Below are 16,362 nucleotides of genomic sequence, written 5' to 3' on the forward strand. Positions count from 1 at the left end.
CAATGAGGCTTCGCAACAAACTGGGAGCGGTCACAGGCCGATCCTGCGTGGCGGCTGCCGCGGCGGCGGCGACGGTAGCGACCGTTCTCGTAGCGGCGCCGGCCGTCGCGGACGATGACGGGCCCGTGGACGCCGGCATCACCGTCCACAAGATCGACGGGCTTCCCGCCGACTTCATCAACGGTGTGGACATCTCCACCGTTCTGTCCGAGGAGGAGAGCGGGGTCGTCTACCGCGACTTCGCGGGCAACCCCGCCGACATCTTCGACGTGCTCGCGGACGCCGGCATCAACTACGTGCGCGTGCGCGTGTGGAACAACCCGTACAACGCGGGGGGTGACGGCTATGGCGCGGGCAATGTGGACGTTGCGCGGGCAACGGAGATCGGCGAGCGCGCGACCGCGGCAGGCATGAAGGTGCTGGTCGACTTCCACTACTCGGACTTCTGGGCGGACCCCGGAAAGCAGAACGCACCAAAGGCGTGGGCGGGCTATGACCTCGCGCAGACCACAACTGCCGTTCACGACTTCACCGAAGACGCGCTCCAGCAGATGGAGGACGCCGGCGTGAACGTGGGCATGGTGCAGGTGGGCAACGAGACCAATGGCGCCATGGCGGGCGTGACCGGCATCGCCAACCTGACGGGCCTGTTCTCCGCCGGTTCCGAGGCGGTTCGCGACGTGTTCCCCGACGCGCTCGTGGCCGTGCACTTCACCAATCCCGAGACCGCGGGTCGGTATGCGGGCTACGCCGCGGCGCTCGACGCGGCTCACGTGGACTACGACGTCTTCGCGTCGTCGTACTACCCGTACTGGCACGGAACCACGACGAACCTCACCAACGTGCTGAGCGACATCGCCACCACGTACGGCAAGAAGGTCATGGTCGCGGAGACGTCTTGGGCGTACACCAACGCGGATGGCGATGGCACCACCAACACCATCACGTCGTCGAGCGACACGTCGATGTATCCCGTCTCCGTGCAGGGTCAGGCGACCGAGATCCGTGACGTCATGGCGGCCGTGAATGCGGTTCCGGGCGGCGCGGGGCTTGGCGTCTTCTACTGGGAGCCCGCGTGGATCCCGGTTCCCGGCACGGCCGAGCAGAAGGAGGCCAAGTGGGCCGAGTTCGGCTCTGGCTGGGCCACCTCGGCGGCTCACGAGTACGACGCCGGCGCGCCCACGAGCGGGGCCGAGGGCTCCGGCTGGGACAACCAGGCGCTGTTCGACTACACGGGCAAGCCGCTCGAGTCGCTGCTCGCGTTCACGTACGCGCGCACCGGCGCTCAGGCTCCCCTCGCTGTCGAGACCGTTGAAAGCCCAACCGTGACGCTCAACGAGGGTGACGCGGTCACGCTTCCCTCCACGGTTCAGGTGACCTACAACGACAGCTCAACGGCGAATGTGGCCGTTACCTGGGATGACGTACTGTCCTTCATCACATCGCCCGGAACCTACACGGTCCACGGCGTGACCGTGGACGGCGACAAGACCACCGCGAAGGTCATCGTCAAGGCGCACAACTACCTGGTGAACGGGGACTTCGAGACCGGCGACAACTCGGGCTGGAGCTTCTCTGCCAGCCCGTGGCCAAGCACGTTCTGGATCTTCGACTCTCCGGGCAACAACGCACAGGGCACGTATGCGGTCAACGCCTACGACGCCGCGGCGTTCTCGTTCCACTTCCAGCAGACCGTCACGGGACTCGAGCCGGCCACGTACATCGCCACGGGTCAGGCCCACGGGCAGAACGTGACGCCCGAGTTCTTCGTGACCACGTCCGACGGCACGCAGACGCAGACGCCCACGCTCACCGGCTGGCAGGCGTGGAAGAAGCCCCCAATCACCGTCACGGTTCCGGCCGACGGTGCTGTCACCGTTGGCGTCAACGGCACCGGTGCCGCGGCCGGCTGGGCGTGGTTCGACGAGTTCACCCTGGTGAAGGCTCCGGCCAGCGCGGCCGATACGAGCGACCTTGAGGAGCTCGTGGACCAGATGAACGGTCTCGTTCGCTCGGTGTACTCGAGCGAATCGCTCGCGGTGCTCGACTCGGCGCTTGAGATCGCGAACATCGTGCTCGCGGCCTCGAACCCGACCGAGGGCCAGGTTGATGCCGCGACCACGGCGGTGAGCGACGCGTTCGACGCACTCGTGGTCGTCGGCGACGTCCCGGACCCCACGGTCAACGCCGTGGCGATCACGGTCACGGATGGCAACCCCATCCTGCTGCCGGAGACCGTGACGGTCACCGCCTTCGACGGCCGCACTCACAGTGAGTCGGTGACGTGGACCGAACCACTGTCGTACATCGACGGCACCGGCACGTACACGATTCACGGGACCAGCGAGAATGGCTACCCGGCGATCGCGACCGTGACGGTCACCCAGCGCAACTGGGTGGTCAACGGCTCGTTCGAGGCCGACGACACCTCGATGTGGACCGTTGACGGCGCGGGCGCCGCGATCGGCTGGTCGGGCGACAGCTCGGACGGCGACAAGTCCGTGGCGTTCTGGCTCGGCAGCGACTACACCTTCTCCGTGTCGCAGCAGGTCACGGGCCTCCCGGCTGGTCGGTACGTGCTGTCCGCGACCACGCAGGGCGACGGTGAGTCCGGCAGCGACACCCACGAGGTGACGCTGTGGAACGGCGAGACCGGTCAGTCCGCTGTGCTGGGGCTCGACGGGTGGCAGGCGTTTGCCACCGCCACCACCGAGCCCGTCGAGGCCGCGCCCGACGGCACCCTCACGGTCGGCGCGGAGTTCACGCTGACCTCGGGTGCGTGGGGAACGGTCGACGACTTCAGGCTGGTGAAGGCGGAGAACAACGCCGACCTCACGGACCTGAACGCCGCTGTCGCGGAAGCGAACGCCATTGACCGCTCGCTCTATGAGCCTGCGTCACTGGTGGACCTCGACAACGCGCTTGGGGCATACGCCCTGGTCACGCAGGCCGACGACCCAAGCCAGGCGACGGTGGACGCGGTGACGCACTGGATCCGGGACGCCCTGAGCGCCCTCGACCTCATCGACGTGCCGTTCACCACCGCTCCCACGCCCACGATCACCGGCACCGCCAAGTACGGAGCCACGCTCACGGCGAACGCGGGCACCTGGGTGCCAACGCCGTCGGGCATCGCCTACCAGTGGAAGCGCAATGGTGCGGCGATCGCGGGAGCCAACGGCACGACCTACTCACCGGTCTATGGCGACATCGGCGCCAAGATCACGGTGACGGTCACGGCGACGAAGGCGGACTACATCACGGCGTCCAAGACGTCGGGGTCGGTCACGATCGGCAAGGGTGTGTTCACCACGCAGCCGACGCCCAAGATCAGCGGCACACCCGTCGCGGGCAAGAAGCTGACCGTTGTCACCGGCACGTGGTCGCCCAAGGCGTCGGCGTACCAGTTCCAGTGGTACCGCGACGGCAAGGCGATCTCCGGGCAGAAGGGCAAGACCTATACGGTCAAGTCCGCGGACACGGGCCACAAGATCACGGTCAAGGTCACGGCGCTCAAGACCGGGTTCACCTCGGCGTCCAAGACGTCGGCGTCGGTCACTGTGGTGAAGAGGTTCTGGAGCACGGGCTACGCGACGATCTCAGGTGTCGCGAAGTCTGGCTCCACGCTGACCGCTCACCGCGGGCTGTGGAACCCCTCACCCACGTCCTACTCCTACCAGTGGTACCGGAACGGGGTGGCGATTCCGGGCGCCACCCACGCCACCTACAAGCTCACGTCCGCGGACAAGGGCAAGAACGTGGCGGTCAAGGTGACTGCGAAGAAGTCGGGCTATCTGCCGACCTCTGACATGTCGCCGGCGAAGAAGGTGGCAGCGAAATAGTCCCAGCGCCGCCATGACGCTGCGGCCCGGGTTGCCTTGAGGCGACCCGGGTCGCTTGCGTGCTGGCGGTGCGTCCTAGAACCCGCCGGAGATTCCGGCCAGCGAGACGCAGCGCGTGGGATCGAATCCTGGCGGCGCGCTGCCTTCTTCCGCGGAGTCGAAGCCAGCCCAGATCGCAGCGCTAACGTCGTCTGGAGTGGGGTCGCCGGTGAGGGGTAGCAGTCCTTCCTCGCGCAGGCACGCAATGAGTACGGGTTGGGCCGCTAGGAACGCGCGCTCGAGCGCCTCGGTTGAGGCAGGCTGAGCCTGGTAAAGCTCCGCGACGAAAGCGGAGTGCGCCCGCTCGCAGTCGGTGGCTTCCGGCAGCGGTCCCGACTCGGGACCCGCGATGCTGTAGTCGATCCAGGGGAACCCGCGGCTGTTGTCTACGCCGTTGCTGCGATAGTCGATGCCGTGTTCACGGAAGCACTCGAACGTTGCTTCAACGGCAGCCTTGTAGGGCTCAAACTCGAGGACGCCTTCTTCTTGGGCCGCGCGGAGAATTGCCAACTGCGCGTCGCTTGCGCCACCCGCCTCCGCCCCCGCGATGGCTGATGCGACACGAGTTGAGAATTCGGCGTCAGCGGAGGACGTGGGTTCAGGTGCTTCTGAACTGCACCCTGCGATCAATAGCGCGCACGTCAGTGCGACGACCGCCGCCCCCACTCTCATGGCATCAGGATGACACGGGCTGGCTGATATACAGCCGGATCGTCATGGGCCGCAGCTCTTGGGTGTCGCCCGGCTTGACCTCGCCCTGCGGAATCTGGTCCGGGCGGTCCACGGCCGAGTCCCACACGAGCGTCCACGGTGCGCCGTCATCCTGCGGGATGGTGACCGATGCCGCCTCGCGGGAGCCGTTGATGACCAGCAGGGCGTCGGCCTCGTCCTCTTCGGACAGCGACCGCATGAACTGCACCACGCGAGTCTTGGGGTCCTCCCACCAGTCCTCGTCCTCGTGCTCGCCGTTGGCCTGGAACCAGGCGGAGTCCGCGCGGAACAACTCGTCGCGGGGGTCGTCGTCCACCCCGTCGTAGAAGCGGCTTGGCCGCAGCACCCTGTGCGCGCGCCGCAGCTCGATGAGCCGAGCGACCGAGGCTCGCAGGTCCAGCTGCCACTGCTCCAGGTTCCAGTCGATCCACGCGATCTCGTTGTCCTGGCAGTACGCGTTGTTGTTGCCGCGCTGGGTGCGCCCCATCTCGTCGCCGCCAAGCAGCATAGGCGTCCCCGCGCTGAGCAGCAGGGTCGCGAGCAGGTTGCGGCCCGACCGCAGGCGCGCACGCCGCACCTTGGGATCGTCCGACGGCCCCTCGACCCCGTGGTTGAAGGACCGGTTGTTGTCGGTGCCGTCGCGGTTGTTCTCGCCATTCGCCTCGTTGTGCTTGTTCGTAAACATCACCAGGTCGCGGCCCGTGAAGCCGTCGTGCGCGGTGATGAAGTTGACGGAGGCGAACGGGCCGCGCATGCCGTATGGGTCCGAGTGGCCGAACATGTCGCTCGATCCGGCGATGCGGGTCGCGAGTTCCGGCGCCGTGGGGTGGTGCCGTTCGCCCACCTTGCCGGAGCCCCACTCAAGCCAGAAAGAGCGCGCGTAGTCGCGGAAGCGGTCGTTCCACTCACCCATGGGCTGCGGGAAGTTGCCCACCTGCCAGCCGCCCAGGCCAACGTCCCACGGTTCGGCGATGAGCTTCACGGCGCCAAGCACGGGGTCCGTGGTGAGCGCGGTGAGGAACGGGTGGTTCGTGGAGAAGCCCTGGCCGGTGCGCCCCAGGGTTGCCGCGAGGTCAAACCGGAAGCCGTCGACGCCCATGGACGTGGCCCAGTACCTCAGCGAGTCGAGCGCCATCTTCACCACCGTGGGATGCGTGAAGTCGAGGGTGTTGCCGGTGCCCGTGGTGTCGTCGTACTGGCCAGGATTGTTTGGATTGGAGCGGTAGTACGTGCGGTTGTCGAGGCCCTTCCAGCTGAGCACGCGATCGGTCGCCGATCCCTCGGCCGTGTGGTTGTACACAACGTCGAGGATGACCTCCAGGCCGCCGCGTGCAGCAGGTCCACCATGCCGCGAAACTCGTCCTGGACGGCCTGCGCGCCCTTGGCCCTAGCGTCGGCCGTTGCGTACGCAGGGTGCGGCGCAAAGAATCCGAGGGTCGAGTATCCCCAGTAGTTGGTGAGTCCAAGGTGCTCAAGGTGAGGCTCGGAGGCGAACGCGTGGATGGGCAGCAGTTCCACGGCGGTGATGCCGAGCGAGGTCAGGTTCTCGATGCTCGCCGGATGGGCGAGGCCCGCGTACGTGCCGCGGAGCTCCTCGGGCACGCCAGCGAGCTGCTTGGTGAAGCCCTTGACATGGATCTCGTACAGGATCGTGTCCGTCCACGGAGTGCGCGGCTTGGGAGCGGGCAGGGGATCGGTGGGCTCGACCGTCACCACCGAGCGCGGCATGAACGGCGCGGAGTCGGTTCCGTCCCGCGTGGACAGCAGGGCCGACGCCCCGGTATCGGTGGCCTTGGCGAGGTTGCCTTCGAGCCCGCGCGCGTAGGGATCCAGCAGCAGCTTGTTGACGTTGTAGCGCAGCCCCTGCTTGGGCTTCCACGGGCCCGACGCTCGGAAGGCGTAGCGCTGACCCTCCGTGATCTGGGGCACAAAGGCGTGCCACACCCCGTTGATGGGGCCGTTCAGCAGGTGCCGGGTTTCCTTGCCCGCGTCGTCGAAGAGGCACAGGAAGACGCCGGTTGCGTGCGCGGCCCAGACGCCTACGGTGGCGCCGCCGTGGACGAGGTGAACTCCGAGCCTGTGGGGGGTGGGGGACTCGGCAAGTGCGCTCTTGGCCATGGGCCCATTGTGCCGGAGCGATGTGTCAGGGGGATTGCGGGGTGGCCGAGTGGCGCTGGCTACGGGAGTGTTGTCACCAGCCGCTGTGCGAGCCGAGCGAGAGGCTCGCTCATTCGAGATGCGAGTTCTTTGGAGTCAGCACTCTTCACCTGCGAGAGCGCGGAGAGGATCGCCTCCGGCGCGTGGCTCGCGAAGTACGCGACGCGCTCACTCACGTAGTCGATATCCAGGCGAGTGTCGCGCGCAAACGTGCGCCAGGAGTCGGGCGTGATCTGGTCGAGCGCGAACTGGTCGCCGATCGCCATTGCGACCTTGGGTGACGCACCGCCGGCGCGGGGGTACGGCGCGCCCGTCGCAGCGTCGTACATCGGGGCTAGGGTCACCGAGTCGCGAGCAAGGAGCACTGCATAGTTGCGCGCATGGGCGTCCGGCGCAGCCACAACGGTGTTGAAGACGACCATGTCGGCGAACCTGGCTACGGCGTCCTCCGCCTGCGCTGAGGTTGCAGCGTGTTCGCGGAACAGTCGGGCAATCTGCCCGACGCTAGGGCCGCCTTGGTCTTCATACTTCTCGGAGATTCCAAGGGCTTGGCACACGTCTTCCTGGTGGGTGCGCCGCAGCCCGCCGTCCGGTGTCGGCGCGCGATCAAAGCGTTCGACGACGAGAGCCGTCTCGGAGAGGAACTCCCGATACTCGGTTCGTGCAGCCGCGATGCCGAGGCTCGCTGCGGCAGCCATGGTGACGTGTTCGGCGAGCGCCTGCAACCTCATCCGCCTGATGCCGGGCTTGACGATGTGGCTCGTAGGCTCCGCGCCGTGGGCGGTGAACCAGTGGCCGTTCTGCTGACGCAACGCGAATTTCTGCTGAGTGCCGCCGAGAGACCAGTGTTCGTCGGGCATGGTCCAAGACGCGGCCTCGTCCATGTCCAGTGCTGCGAGCCGCGCCTCGATGTCCGCGTCGGTGCAGGGTACTAGCGAGCCCGATCTGGCGAGGGTCTCATCGACTTCGCTTTCGAGGCAGAACTGGACGGCCCCTGCGCAGTCCTTGCCGATCGCGTGGAGCAGGCCCATGAGGTTCGACGGCTCGACGCCATGCTGGCGAGCGATCGCCGCGCGTGCGTTGGCATCCTCAGGCAGAAGACCGCTCACGAAGCGCGAGACGCGGGCGCCGGTGTATGCCGTCCCGCGCGCAAGCGCCAGCGACAGGGGGGTGTCATGAGATGCGTCGTCCAGGTACTCGAGACGAAAACTGGCTCTAGTCTGTTCGAGCGTGGCGACGTGATCGCCTTCCAGGAGGACTGCGAGCCGTTTGGGGCTGTTCACAGGGGACTCCGGTCGTCGCGGATCAGGAGCGAAGCGTCGAGTGCGTTGAGCACTGCGAGGAGAGCGCCGAGCTCGGCGTTGTCCTTAGCGCCGTTCTCCAGTTGGTTGAGCCATGTCCGTGACACTCCCGCAGCCGAAGCAAGTTCTTCCTGGGTGAGTCCTCGCCGCGTGCGCAGGAGGCGTACCGACTGACCGATGCGAGTCATGGAGCGGGCGGGCAGGAACTCATCCATGGTTGTTACCGTACGTGAACACCGCGACGATGTCAACGTACATGAACATTGCGACCATGTTCATGTACGTTAACAGGGAACTAGAATCCCGCGTTCATCATGCAGGTGCGGACGGGTCCCAGCGAGCCGTCTGGGAGGAAGCCCTCCTCGCTGCCCATCTCATGGAGTTTCGTGGCGATCTCATCTGCGCTCAGGCCCTCAGGGTCGAACGGGATGCCGGCTCCCTTAAGGCATTCGGAAATCTCGGGGACGGCGTCCAAGATCATCTGATTGCCGGCATCCACCGACGAGGGTTGCATCTGGTAGAGCGCCTCGACGGCTTCGGAGTTCTCCCGGATGCACGCTTCCGCGGTGGGGTTGCCGCTCGCGGGGCTTTCGTAGCTGTACGAGATGAACGGAAAGCCGTATGACTGGTCGTTCATGTCCACTTGGGTGCGGATGCCCGCCAAGTTGATGCACTCGAGCGAGGTCGTGACCGCGGTCTTGTAGTCCTCGAAATCAACAGCGCCAGTGTCGAGCGCCGACTTGAGCAACGCCACCTGCTCGGCGGAGTAGCCGGAGTCTTTGGCTTTGCCGATGTACCCCTTCACGAGGAGCTGGAACGCCCCCAGTTCGCTTGTTGGGGACATGCTGGCCGACGAACCCCCATCGCATCCCGTGAGTGACGCTGCCGCCACGACAAGGCAGATGAGAGCGATGCCGACTCTCGTATATCCCGTCGCCGTCACCGGTCCTTGAGCGCATTCAGCAGCGTGCCGGTGGGCCTGAGTCCAAGCAGGATCACCACGATGGACGCCCCGAGCACGGTCAGCAGCGCGTGCGCGGTCACCTGCGTCAGCGCCTGTTCCACGCGCGCGCCCATCGCGACGGCGCCCACCACGCCAAGCGACCAGCCAACGAGCAGCCCCACCAATGCGACGACGCCCCACTCGGACGCCTGCGCCATCAGGCGCGAGGGCGCGCGCATTCCGAATGTGGCATAGATCGCCACGTGGGAGCGGCGGAACCACTGCAGCATCGCCCACAGCAGGCCCAGCAGCGCGGCGGTTGCCACCCACAGGTAGCGCAACTGGCGGTCCTCGTAGGCGTGGGTGTAGTCCACGGTGAAGTCGGACTCGAACAGGCGAGGGTTGGGGATCGCCGGCAGCCCGTTGTATGCCAGGTAGGAGGGGAGTGCCGCCTCCACGGCGCTGTGGTGGGCCGCGTCGGTGCGCACGTAGCACGTGTCTGCGGTGTCGGTCAGTTGGGAGGGCATGAGCATGGCGCCGTCGAACTCCTCTCCCATCACGGCCGAGTCGGCGACGCGCAACGTCAGGGGGTCGGACTCGCCGGCTGGCGCGGAGAACGACGCCCGCTGCGTCACGCGCACCACGTCGCCGTCGTGCGCGCCCGTGCGCTCCGCGAAGCCCAACGTGCCGATCACGATGCCGTTCGTTGCCGGAGCCACACCAAGGAACGTCGAGACCCCGGAGGACACCGCGTAGATGGACGCCCGCCCACCGGGGATGTACGACAGCGACCCGTTCGCATCTCCGCGCGTGAGCGCGAACGAGCCGTCGATCCCGTCAACCCTTGCCAGCCGGTCGCACACGTCCGCGGGCACGGGGTTCTGCATGCCGTCCTGCCGCGCGCCGGTCACCACGAACACGTAGCCGCCTGCGTCGATCCACGCCTTCTCGCCCTCTACCAGGCGCGTAACGCTCACCGCGTCCGCGGCGCCCGCGGCCACGGACCACGCCACGGCGACAGTCAGTAGCAGCGTTGTCCACCGCCCGGTGCGCGCGGTCGCGACGCCTTCGCGCGCGGCGAGCGACAGCGGCCACACCCGCCGCCGACTCATGCGCGCGCCCTTTCGTGGATCACGCCGTCTCTGAGCTCCAACACCAGATCGCAGCGCTCGGCCACCTCGGGGTCATGCGTGACGACCACCACGGTGCGCTCTCCATGCGAGCCGATCATCGCCTCCAGCACGGTCGCCGAGGTCTTCGCGTCGAGCTGCCCGGTGGGCTCGTCGGCGAGGATGATGGGCCGCCCACTCGCCAGCGCGCGGGCGATCGCCACGCGCTGCGCCTCGCCGCCGGAGAGGATTCGCGCGGGCTCGTCCTCTCGCCCAGCCAGCCCGACGCTGTGTAGGGCCTCCCGCGATCTCGCCGCAGCGTCGGGCCGGGAAGTCCCTGCTGAGTAGGCGCCGATCATCACGTTGTCCAGCGCGGTGCGGTCCGGGAGCAGGGAGACGGTCTGCAGCACCCACGAGGCGACGTCCTCGAGCGGCCGCTCGGTGGCGGAGTCGTCGATGGCGTGAATGGAGCCTGCCTGCATGGGCAGCAGGCGGCCCATGAGCGACAGCAGGGTGGTCTTGCCGGATCCCGACGGCCCGATGATCGCCGCGGACGTGCCGGGCGGGATGTCGAAGTCCACGCCGGCGAGCACCTGGTGATCCCCGTGAGGGTAGGTGTAGGCGACGCCGGTGGCGACTAGCCGCACGTGAGGTCCTGACGCACGTCGCGGGGGTTGATGAGCACCGCCTGACCCACGAGGGACTGGTCAAGGTCGACGGTGCCGAGCGTGCCGCCCGTCGGGGTGACGGCGACTGGCGCGCCGTCGACGCTGGGGAAGATGCAGGTGGCGCCGGTCTCGTCGCTGAAGACCGCGGAACTCGGGACAGTGCCCACCACCTGCGGGTCCACGAGGGCGACCGTGCCCACGCCCTCCGTGGTGGTGCCCATCGTCGCCGCGATCTCGGCCACAGCGTCGGGCTCCGTGACGGCACCCGAGCCGACCGTGTACGGAACCGTAACGCCGGAGACGGTAAGAGTGGTGTCGCCGCCAGTGGGCAGGTTGGGCGTCTCGGTGACCGCGATCGCCGCGAGTCCCGCGGTGGTCTTGAACAGTTCAGTGCCGGGGCTGACGGACTGGCCGAGGGTCACCGACAGCTCCGCGACCGTGACCGGTCCCTGCCCTACCCACACCAGGGACGCCAGAGACAGCGTGCCGTTGTCCTTGCCCCAGCCGTAGTGCTTGTTGAACGCCTTGATGGACTTCTCGGTGGCCGGGCCCGCGTCGCCGTCGACGGTGCCCGAGTAGAAGCCCAGCTCCTTGAGCAGCTGCTGCGCGGTCTTCACGTCCGAGCCCTTGAGCCCACGGTAAATGTCCTGGAACAGCGGCGCCTTGCTCGCGTAAGCCACGAGCTTCGCGTTGTTCACAGCACCGACGACGGTGCCCGTCTTGACGTCGCTCGTTGGCTCGATCTTGAGCGCGGTCAACGTGCCCGACGCGTTGGTTGCGGGGGCCAGCGCCGTCGCGAATTCCACGGTGATGGCCACGGTCGCCTCTTGATAGCGCTCGGCCCGCTCCACGGCGCCGACGAGCGGCGCAACCTCAGAGGCCGACTCCAGTGGGGACTCTCCCGACTTAGCGATGACCAGCGCGATACCTGCGGCGAGCGGTGCAATCAGCGCGAGCGCGACGGCGATCGCGAGCCCGCCCGAACGTGTCTTGCTTGGCATGCTGCCTGATCAGCCCCCTTTGACGGCGCGACGATGCGTTGAGTGTGAGTGTACTGACACGTCAACCTCTGTCTCCGTCAAGGCACACCTGGACCGCGCCTAGCGGTTCGTCGTTGGAAGCGCGAGACCTTGCATACAGTCGGTTGCCGGGTAGATCTCGAAGTCGCCGTACTGGTTGTACAGCCTTACGGCTGCCATCACGATTTCCTCAGTGCTCTCGCCAATCAAGTCTTCGGGTATGTCGTGATCGCGCAAGCACTGGGCGATCGAGGAAGCCTTCTCGTCGGCGGCGAGCCAGTAGGACTCCTTGGCCTGCGGCTGGAAACTGTAGACGCGACTGATGTACTTCACCGTCTCCGCGTCGCACGACTCGATGATCGCGGACTGCTGGTTGGTGTCCATTGTCGCGGGACCAGTGATGTACTCAATGCGCGGGAACGGCGGATACCAGGTGTCGTCCGCGATGACGGTTCCCGTTGTGAATCCGGCGTCACGAAGGCACTGCTGGTTGTCTCGCTGTGCGTCCATCATGTCCGTTATGGTTACTTCCCCGCGCGCATCGGCGGCATCTAGTAGCGCCAGTTGAGCCTCGTCGACGCGGTAGTCGGCGGCAGCCATCTTCTGGGTCTCCGCCATTACTTTCGCGAAGAGTTCCTTGGTGCTGGGGCTAGGGGAGGGTTGGGCGCTCTGTGCGGAACAACCGACCAAGGCAGTGGCCAACACTGCTAGTGCTACGGCTGTTGCGATGCGACTCATGGAGTGTTCCCTTCCGCACATGCAGGAGGAGCCGTCGCAACACGGCTCCTCCTGCCGTGGCTAGTGTGCGATGAACGCGAGGTACGAGGTGGGAGCGGCCGTGCTTGAGTACTCCACGTTGCTCTTCGAACCGTCGAGGTTGACACCGCCGATGGACTTCGGCGAGTACGAGATGATTGTCTGCTGGTCGATGAGGTTGTCGGACCATGGGCCGTATCCGGTCCATGTTTCGCCGCCTACGTAGTCGTAGCGCCCGTTGCTCCGGGTCTCGATGCATCCCTTCTTGGTGTACACCGTCGCGATTCCTCCAGAGTCCTTCGAGCCGGGGCTATACGCACATGTTGCTGCCTCGGCGGGGCTGCCGAATGCGAACACTGCTGCCATCACCAGCGCGGCGATGCTCGCGCCGACTCCACCCTTCTTGGTAACTGCCATGGTCACCCTCCATATTTGGTTGTGGACCCTCGTTGGTCCGCTCGTAACGTTATGAGTGAGGGAGGGGGGGGGCGTCAAGCCCCCATTTATGGGGACACGGCTAACCCCGAGCCAAACGTGGAGCTGTTGCCGACGTCGGGCATGGGTGGTCAAGCAAAGAAGCCCGACGCGTAGGTTGCGGGGGCGAGCGCCGTCGCGAGTTGCACGGTAATGACCACCGTGGCCTATTGGTAGCGCTCCGCGCGCTCGAGAGCGCCCTCGTGAGGCTCAACCTGGGACGCGAACTCAAGTGGAGACTCGCCGGACTTGGCGATGACGAGAGCGATTCCCGCGGCGAGCGGGGCGATGAGCACGGTCGCCGCTATCGCGGGCCGTTCTGAGCGGCAAGGAACCCCGTGGACATGACACACGGTTGTGACGTGGGATCATTGAGAGCGTGGAACGCGTCGGAGTCCACCCGGACGATCTCGTCTATCGGCGCTGCGGGATCAACGTCCACGCCTGCATTCTCGAGGCAAGCGATGAGTTTGTCGCGGTACTCAGCAGCGAGCGTGTTGTACGCCTCTATTGCCGAAGGTTGCGAGGTGTAGAGGTCGCTCACGAGTGATACTTCGCTCTGGTAGCAATTCTCTCTCACCACCTCATCGCCTTCTGTACGTCTTCGCCCTCGGGCATGACGATGCCAACTTCGATGATCGGCAGGCCGAGTTGTTCGTACTGTTCACTAAAGTCCACCCGGCCTTGGATCGAGCCCTCCAGGCAGGCAACGTAGGCCTGCATTCTCTCCTTGTAGTCCTGATACGTGACTTCGCCGGATTCAAGGGACTGCCTAAAGATAGCGAGCTGAGCCTCGTTCGCCTCGGGGTAATGGGGGAGAGTGGATTGCGCGTCCGTCTGCCATTGTTTCGTGATCTCTTCGTGTGAGGGCCCAGATGCTGTTGAGCATCCCGCGACCAACACGCAAGACGCTGCCACGAGCAGTCCAGTGCGGAATCCGTTTTCCACGCCGCCTCCCGTCGAGGTGGGAACCTGCGCGCGAGCGTACACCGAACTCCGATATTCTGGCTGGTGTTACCAGTCGGTAAGCGAAGAGTTGAAGGATCTCGATGGAGAGCATCACCAAGAACCGGCAGTCGCTGGATACCCTGCGCGCGATGGTCGCGCGAGCCTACGGTCCGGGCGCGGTTCCCGGCGGCGACGACTTCGCCGAGGAACTCGGCCACGGCTGGTTCAACGTCGCCTACGCGATCACGCTCGCGGGTGGCCGCAGGGTGGTGCTCAAGATCGCACCGCCCGCCGGGGTGCGCGTCATGACCTACGAGCATCAGATGATGCGCATCGAGCTCGCGGCGCTGGACCTGATCCGCGCCCAGACCGCCGTGCCGGTTCCCAAGGTGGACTTCGCGGACACGACCGGCGAGATCATCGAGGCCGACTGGTTCTTCATGGACTTCATCGACGGCGACAACCTGGGGATCGAGTCGCAAGAGGGGCGCATCTCGGACGCGGAGCGTGCCGACTATGCCCGCCAACTGGGCGCGCTCAACCGCGAACTCAACCGACCCGTCGGGCCGTGGTTTGGGCCGCTCGCCGGACCCGGTTTCGCCACGTGGCGCGAGGCGTTCCTATCCATGATCGAGGACGTGCTGAAGGACGGCGAGGCCCTGGGCGTGGACCTGGCCCGCGACTACGCCGAGATCCGTGCGGCGATCGCTCGCGACGCCGGTGCCCTGGACGCCGTCGCCGAGCCGCGGTTCATCGAGTGGGACCTGTGGGACTCCAACGTGATGATCCGTGACGGCCGAATCGTGGCGATCATCGACCACGAGCGCGCGTTCTATGGGGACCCTCTCATGGAGGCGTGCTTCACCGCTCTCGACCTGCCGGCGTTCGGCGACGCGACCGCGTTCCGCGAGGGCTACGGGCTGGGCGCGCTCGATGCCCCGGCGCGCACGCGACGCCGCCTCTACACCCTTTACCTGGTGCTCATCATGATCATCGAGACCCGCTATCGCGGCCACACCGACGACGACGCCTACGACTGGGCGCGCGAGCGCCTCACCGAGATCCTGTCGCTGCTCGGCGAGCCGGCCGGAGACCCGGCGTGACCGCCCAAGCCGCCCCAGCGTCGGGCATCGCGCGCGCCCGCAACGCCGACTTCGTGGTCTTCGGCATGAGCGGCTTCGCGTTCGCCACCTGGATGTCGCGCGTGCCGGACGTCAAGCAGATGCTCTCGCTGACCCCGGGCATGCTTGGCGTGATGCTCCTCGCGGTGTCGGTCGGCTCGCTTGTTGGCCTGCCAACGGCCGGGCGCATCGCCCACCGCTGGGGAGCTGCCACGGCCGTCCGGCTCGGCGCGCTCGTGTCTCTGCCAGGGCTGATGCTCGCCGCGATCGCGGTTCAGTACGGCGACACCATGTACTGGGTGATGCCGGGCCTGTTCCTGCTTGGGCTTGGCGTTGGCGTGTGGGACGTGGCGCAGAACCTCGAGGGCACCATCATCGAGCAAGGCCTCGGCCGCGCGATCATGCCGTGGTTCCACGCGGCGTTCAGCGGCGGCACGGTCGCGGGAGCGCTCATCGGCGCCGGTCTGGTGTGGGCGGGGGTGCCGCTCGTGCCGCACCTCGTGGCCGTTGCGGTGGCCGCAGGGCTCGCGGTGCTGTGGGCCACGCGCCGGTTCCTGCCCGCATTCGACGAGGGCGGCCACGAGCCCGACGCTGCGGCCGGGTCCGCGGCGCCGGTCAAGCAGCGCTCGGCCTGGCTTGAGCCGCGCACCTTGCTCATTGGGCTGGTGGTGCTCGCGGCCGCCTTCACGGAGGGCACGGCCAACGACTGGATGGCGGTGGCATTCGTGGACGGGCACGACGTCTCGAACGCGTTCGGGGTCGTTGCGCTCGCGGTGTTCCTGAGCTTCATGACGGCGGGGCGCATCCTCGGAACCGGGCTGCTGGACCGGTACGGACGCGTGATGGTGCTGCGGGTCCTCTTTGGCGCCGCGATCGTCGGCTGCCTGCTGGTGGTGTTCGGCAACGTGTGGGTGGCGCTCATGGGATCCGCCGTGTGGGGGCTCGGCGCGAGCCTCGGCTTCCCCGTTGGCATGTCCGCCGCCGCGGACGACCCTCGCCGCGCCGCCATGCGACTGTCTGTGGTCTCGACCATCGGGTACACCGCGTTCCTGGCTGGGCCGCCGCTGCTCGGGTTCCTGGGCAACCACGTCGGAGTGCTCGACGCCCTGCTGGTCGTCGGCGTCGTCTCGGTGCTCGCTCTCGCCGTAGTGCCGGCCACGCGGCCGCTGGAGCCCGACGCGTAAGCCGGCCGCAGCGTCGGGCCGCGCCCCGTCCCGACCTGCTGAAATGGGTTCTGGTGGTCGCGAAATCTGCGCTTGGCGACCACCAGGCCC

At 66.8% G+C, this 16,362-nt stretch carries 16 protein-coding genes and 1 pseudogene; 3 read left to right on the plus strand and 14 right to left on the minus strand.

Annotated features, from left to right (window positions below; all coding sequences use genetic code 11):
• Window positions 1–2: 2 nt before the first annotated feature.
• The gene (locus NVV57_09105) at window positions 3–3,842 is read left to right on the plus strand and encodes a glycosyl hydrolase 53 family protein (GenBank protein ID MCR6712831.1); all 3,840 of its coding nucleotides are present in this window, start codon (window positions 3–5) and stop codon (window positions 3,840–3,842) included.
• A 75-nt stretch (window positions 3,843–3,917) separates the two neighbouring features.
• Here the strand turns inward: NVV57_09105 and NVV57_09110 are convergent, their stop codons facing one another.
• From NVV57_09110 to NVV57_09175, 14 genes and pseudogenes are all read right to left on the minus strand, one after another.
• Window positions 3,918–4,391: a hypothetical protein gene (locus NVV57_09110; protein ID MCR6712832.1), complete on the minus strand. Its 474-nt coding sequence runs from the start codon at window positions 4,389–4,391 to the stop codon at window positions 3,918–3,920.
• A 166-nt stretch (window positions 4,392–4,557) separates the two neighbouring features.
• Window positions 4,558–5,892, minus strand: coding sequence for a hypothetical protein (locus tag NVV57_09115; GenBank protein MCR6712833.1), 1,335 nt, complete (start codon window positions 5,890–5,892; stop codon window positions 4,558–4,560).
• Window positions 5,893–6,470: 578 nt separating this feature from the next.
• Window positions 6,471–6,710, minus strand: a pseudogene (locus tag NVV57_09120) (glycogen debranching enzyme GlgX).
• A gap of 59 nt (window positions 6,711–6,769) precedes the next feature.
• Window positions 6,770–8,032, minus strand: a complete 1,263-nt coding sequence (locus NVV57_09125; GenBank protein ID MCR6712834.1) for a HipA domain-containing protein — start codon at window positions 8,030–8,032, stop codon at window positions 6,770–6,772.
• Complete coding sequence (locus NVV57_09130; protein ID MCR6712835.1) at window positions 8,029–8,265, minus strand: helix-turn-helix domain-containing protein; 237 nt, start codon at window positions 8,263–8,265, stop codon at window positions 8,029–8,031. The genes NVV57_09125 and NVV57_09130 overlap by 4 nt, the downstream gene beginning before the upstream one ends.
• Before the next feature lie 80 nt (window positions 8,266–8,345).
• Window positions 8,346–8,894, minus strand: coding sequence for a hypothetical protein (locus NVV57_09135; protein ID MCR6712836.1), 549 nt, complete (start codon window positions 8,892–8,894; stop codon window positions 8,346–8,348).
• Window positions 8,895–8,989: 95 nt separating this feature from the next.
• Entirely contained in the window at window positions 8,990–10,105 is a 1,116-nt protein-coding gene (locus tag NVV57_09140; protein ID MCR6712837.1) for a hypothetical protein, read from the minus strand.
• Window positions 10,102–10,749, minus strand: coding sequence for an ATP-binding cassette domain-containing protein (locus NVV57_09145; GenBank protein MCR6712838.1), 648 nt, complete (start codon window positions 10,747–10,749; stop codon window positions 10,102–10,104). The genes NVV57_09140 and NVV57_09145 overlap by 4 nt, the downstream gene beginning before the upstream one ends.
• A complete protein-coding gene (locus NVV57_09150; GenBank protein MCR6712839.1) occupies window positions 10,740–11,771 on the minus strand; it encodes a peptidoglycan-binding protein in 1,032 nt (343 codons plus the stop codon). Before NVV57_09150 ends, NVV57_09145 begins: the two co-directional genes overlap by 10 nt.
• 99 nt (window positions 11,772–11,870) lie before the next feature.
• Window positions 11,871–12,527, minus strand: a complete 657-nt coding sequence (locus NVV57_09155) for a hypothetical protein (protein MCR6712840.1) — start codon at window positions 12,525–12,527, stop codon at window positions 11,871–11,873.
• A 60-nt stretch (window positions 12,528–12,587) separates the two neighbouring features.
• The gene (locus NVV57_09160; protein ID MCR6712841.1) at window positions 12,588–12,962 is read right to left on the minus strand and encodes a hypothetical protein; all 375 of its coding nucleotides are present in this window, start codon (window positions 12,960–12,962) and stop codon (window positions 12,588–12,590) included.
• A gap of 224 nt (window positions 12,963–13,186) precedes the next feature.
• Window positions 13,187–13,315 (minus strand): hypothetical protein, encoded by a 129-nt coding sequence (locus NVV57_09165; protein ID MCR6712842.1) that lies wholly within the window; start codon window positions 13,313–13,315, stop codon window positions 13,187–13,189.
• 8 nt (window positions 13,316–13,323) lie between these two features.
• The gene (locus tag NVV57_09170) at window positions 13,324–13,563 is read right to left on the minus strand and encodes a hypothetical protein (GenBank protein ID MCR6712843.1); all 240 of its coding nucleotides are present in this window, start codon (window positions 13,561–13,563) and stop codon (window positions 13,324–13,326) included.
• A 32-nt stretch (window positions 13,564–13,595) separates the two neighbouring features.
• Entirely contained in the window at window positions 13,596–13,967 is a 372-nt protein-coding gene (locus NVV57_09175; GenBank protein ID MCR6712844.1) for a hypothetical protein, read from the minus strand.
• Between the two features lie 101 nt (window positions 13,968–14,068).
• On the opposite strand from NVV57_09175, the gene NVV57_09180 reads away from it, so the two are divergent.
• Window positions 14,069–15,070 (plus strand): aminoglycoside phosphotransferase family protein, encoded by a 1,002-nt coding sequence (locus NVV57_09180; GenBank protein MCR6712845.1) that lies wholly within the window; start codon window positions 14,069–14,071, stop codon window positions 15,068–15,070.
• Window positions 15,067–16,272, plus strand: a complete 1,206-nt coding sequence (locus NVV57_09185) for an MFS transporter (GenBank protein MCR6712846.1) — start codon at window positions 15,067–15,069, stop codon at window positions 16,270–16,272. Before NVV57_09180 ends, NVV57_09185 begins: the two co-directional genes overlap by 4 nt.
• Window positions 16,273–16,362 lie beyond the last annotated feature (90 nt).

The organism is Demequina sp. (assembly GCA_024707205.1).
GTDB lineage: Bacteria > Actinomycetota > Actinomycetes > Actinomycetales > Demequinaceae > Demequina.

Coding starts and splice junctions, on each gene's coding strand:
- NVV57_09180 (MCR6712845.1), top strand. CDS start 14,069: ATGGAGAGCATCACCAAGAACCGGCAGTCGCTGGATACCCTGCGCGCG.
- NVV57_09140 (MCR6712837.1), bottom strand. CDS start 10,105: ATGAGTCGGCGGCGGGTGTGGCCGCTGTCGCTCGCCGCGCGCGAAGGC.
- NVV57_09155 (MCR6712840.1), bottom strand. CDS start 12,527: ATGAGTCGCATCGCAACAGCCGTAGCACTAGCAGTGTTGGCCACTGCC.
- NVV57_09105 (MCR6712831.1), top strand. CDS start 3: ATGAGGCTTCGCAACAAACTGGGAGCGGTCACAGGCCGATCCTGCGTG.
- NVV57_09150 (MCR6712839.1), bottom strand. CDS start 11,771: ATGCCAAGCAAGACACGTTCGGGCGGGCTCGCGATCGCCGTCGCGCTC.
- NVV57_09135 (MCR6712836.1), bottom strand. CDS start 8,894: ATGTCCCCAACAAGCGAACTGGGGGCGTTCCAGCTCCTCGTGAAGGGG.
- NVV57_09130 (MCR6712835.1), bottom strand. CDS start 8,265: ATGGATGAGTTCCTGCCCGCCCGCTCCATGACTCGCATCGGTCAGTCG.
- NVV57_09160 (MCR6712841.1), bottom strand. CDS start 12,962: ATGGCAGTTACCAAGAAGGGTGGAGTCGGCGCGAGCATCGCCGCGCTG.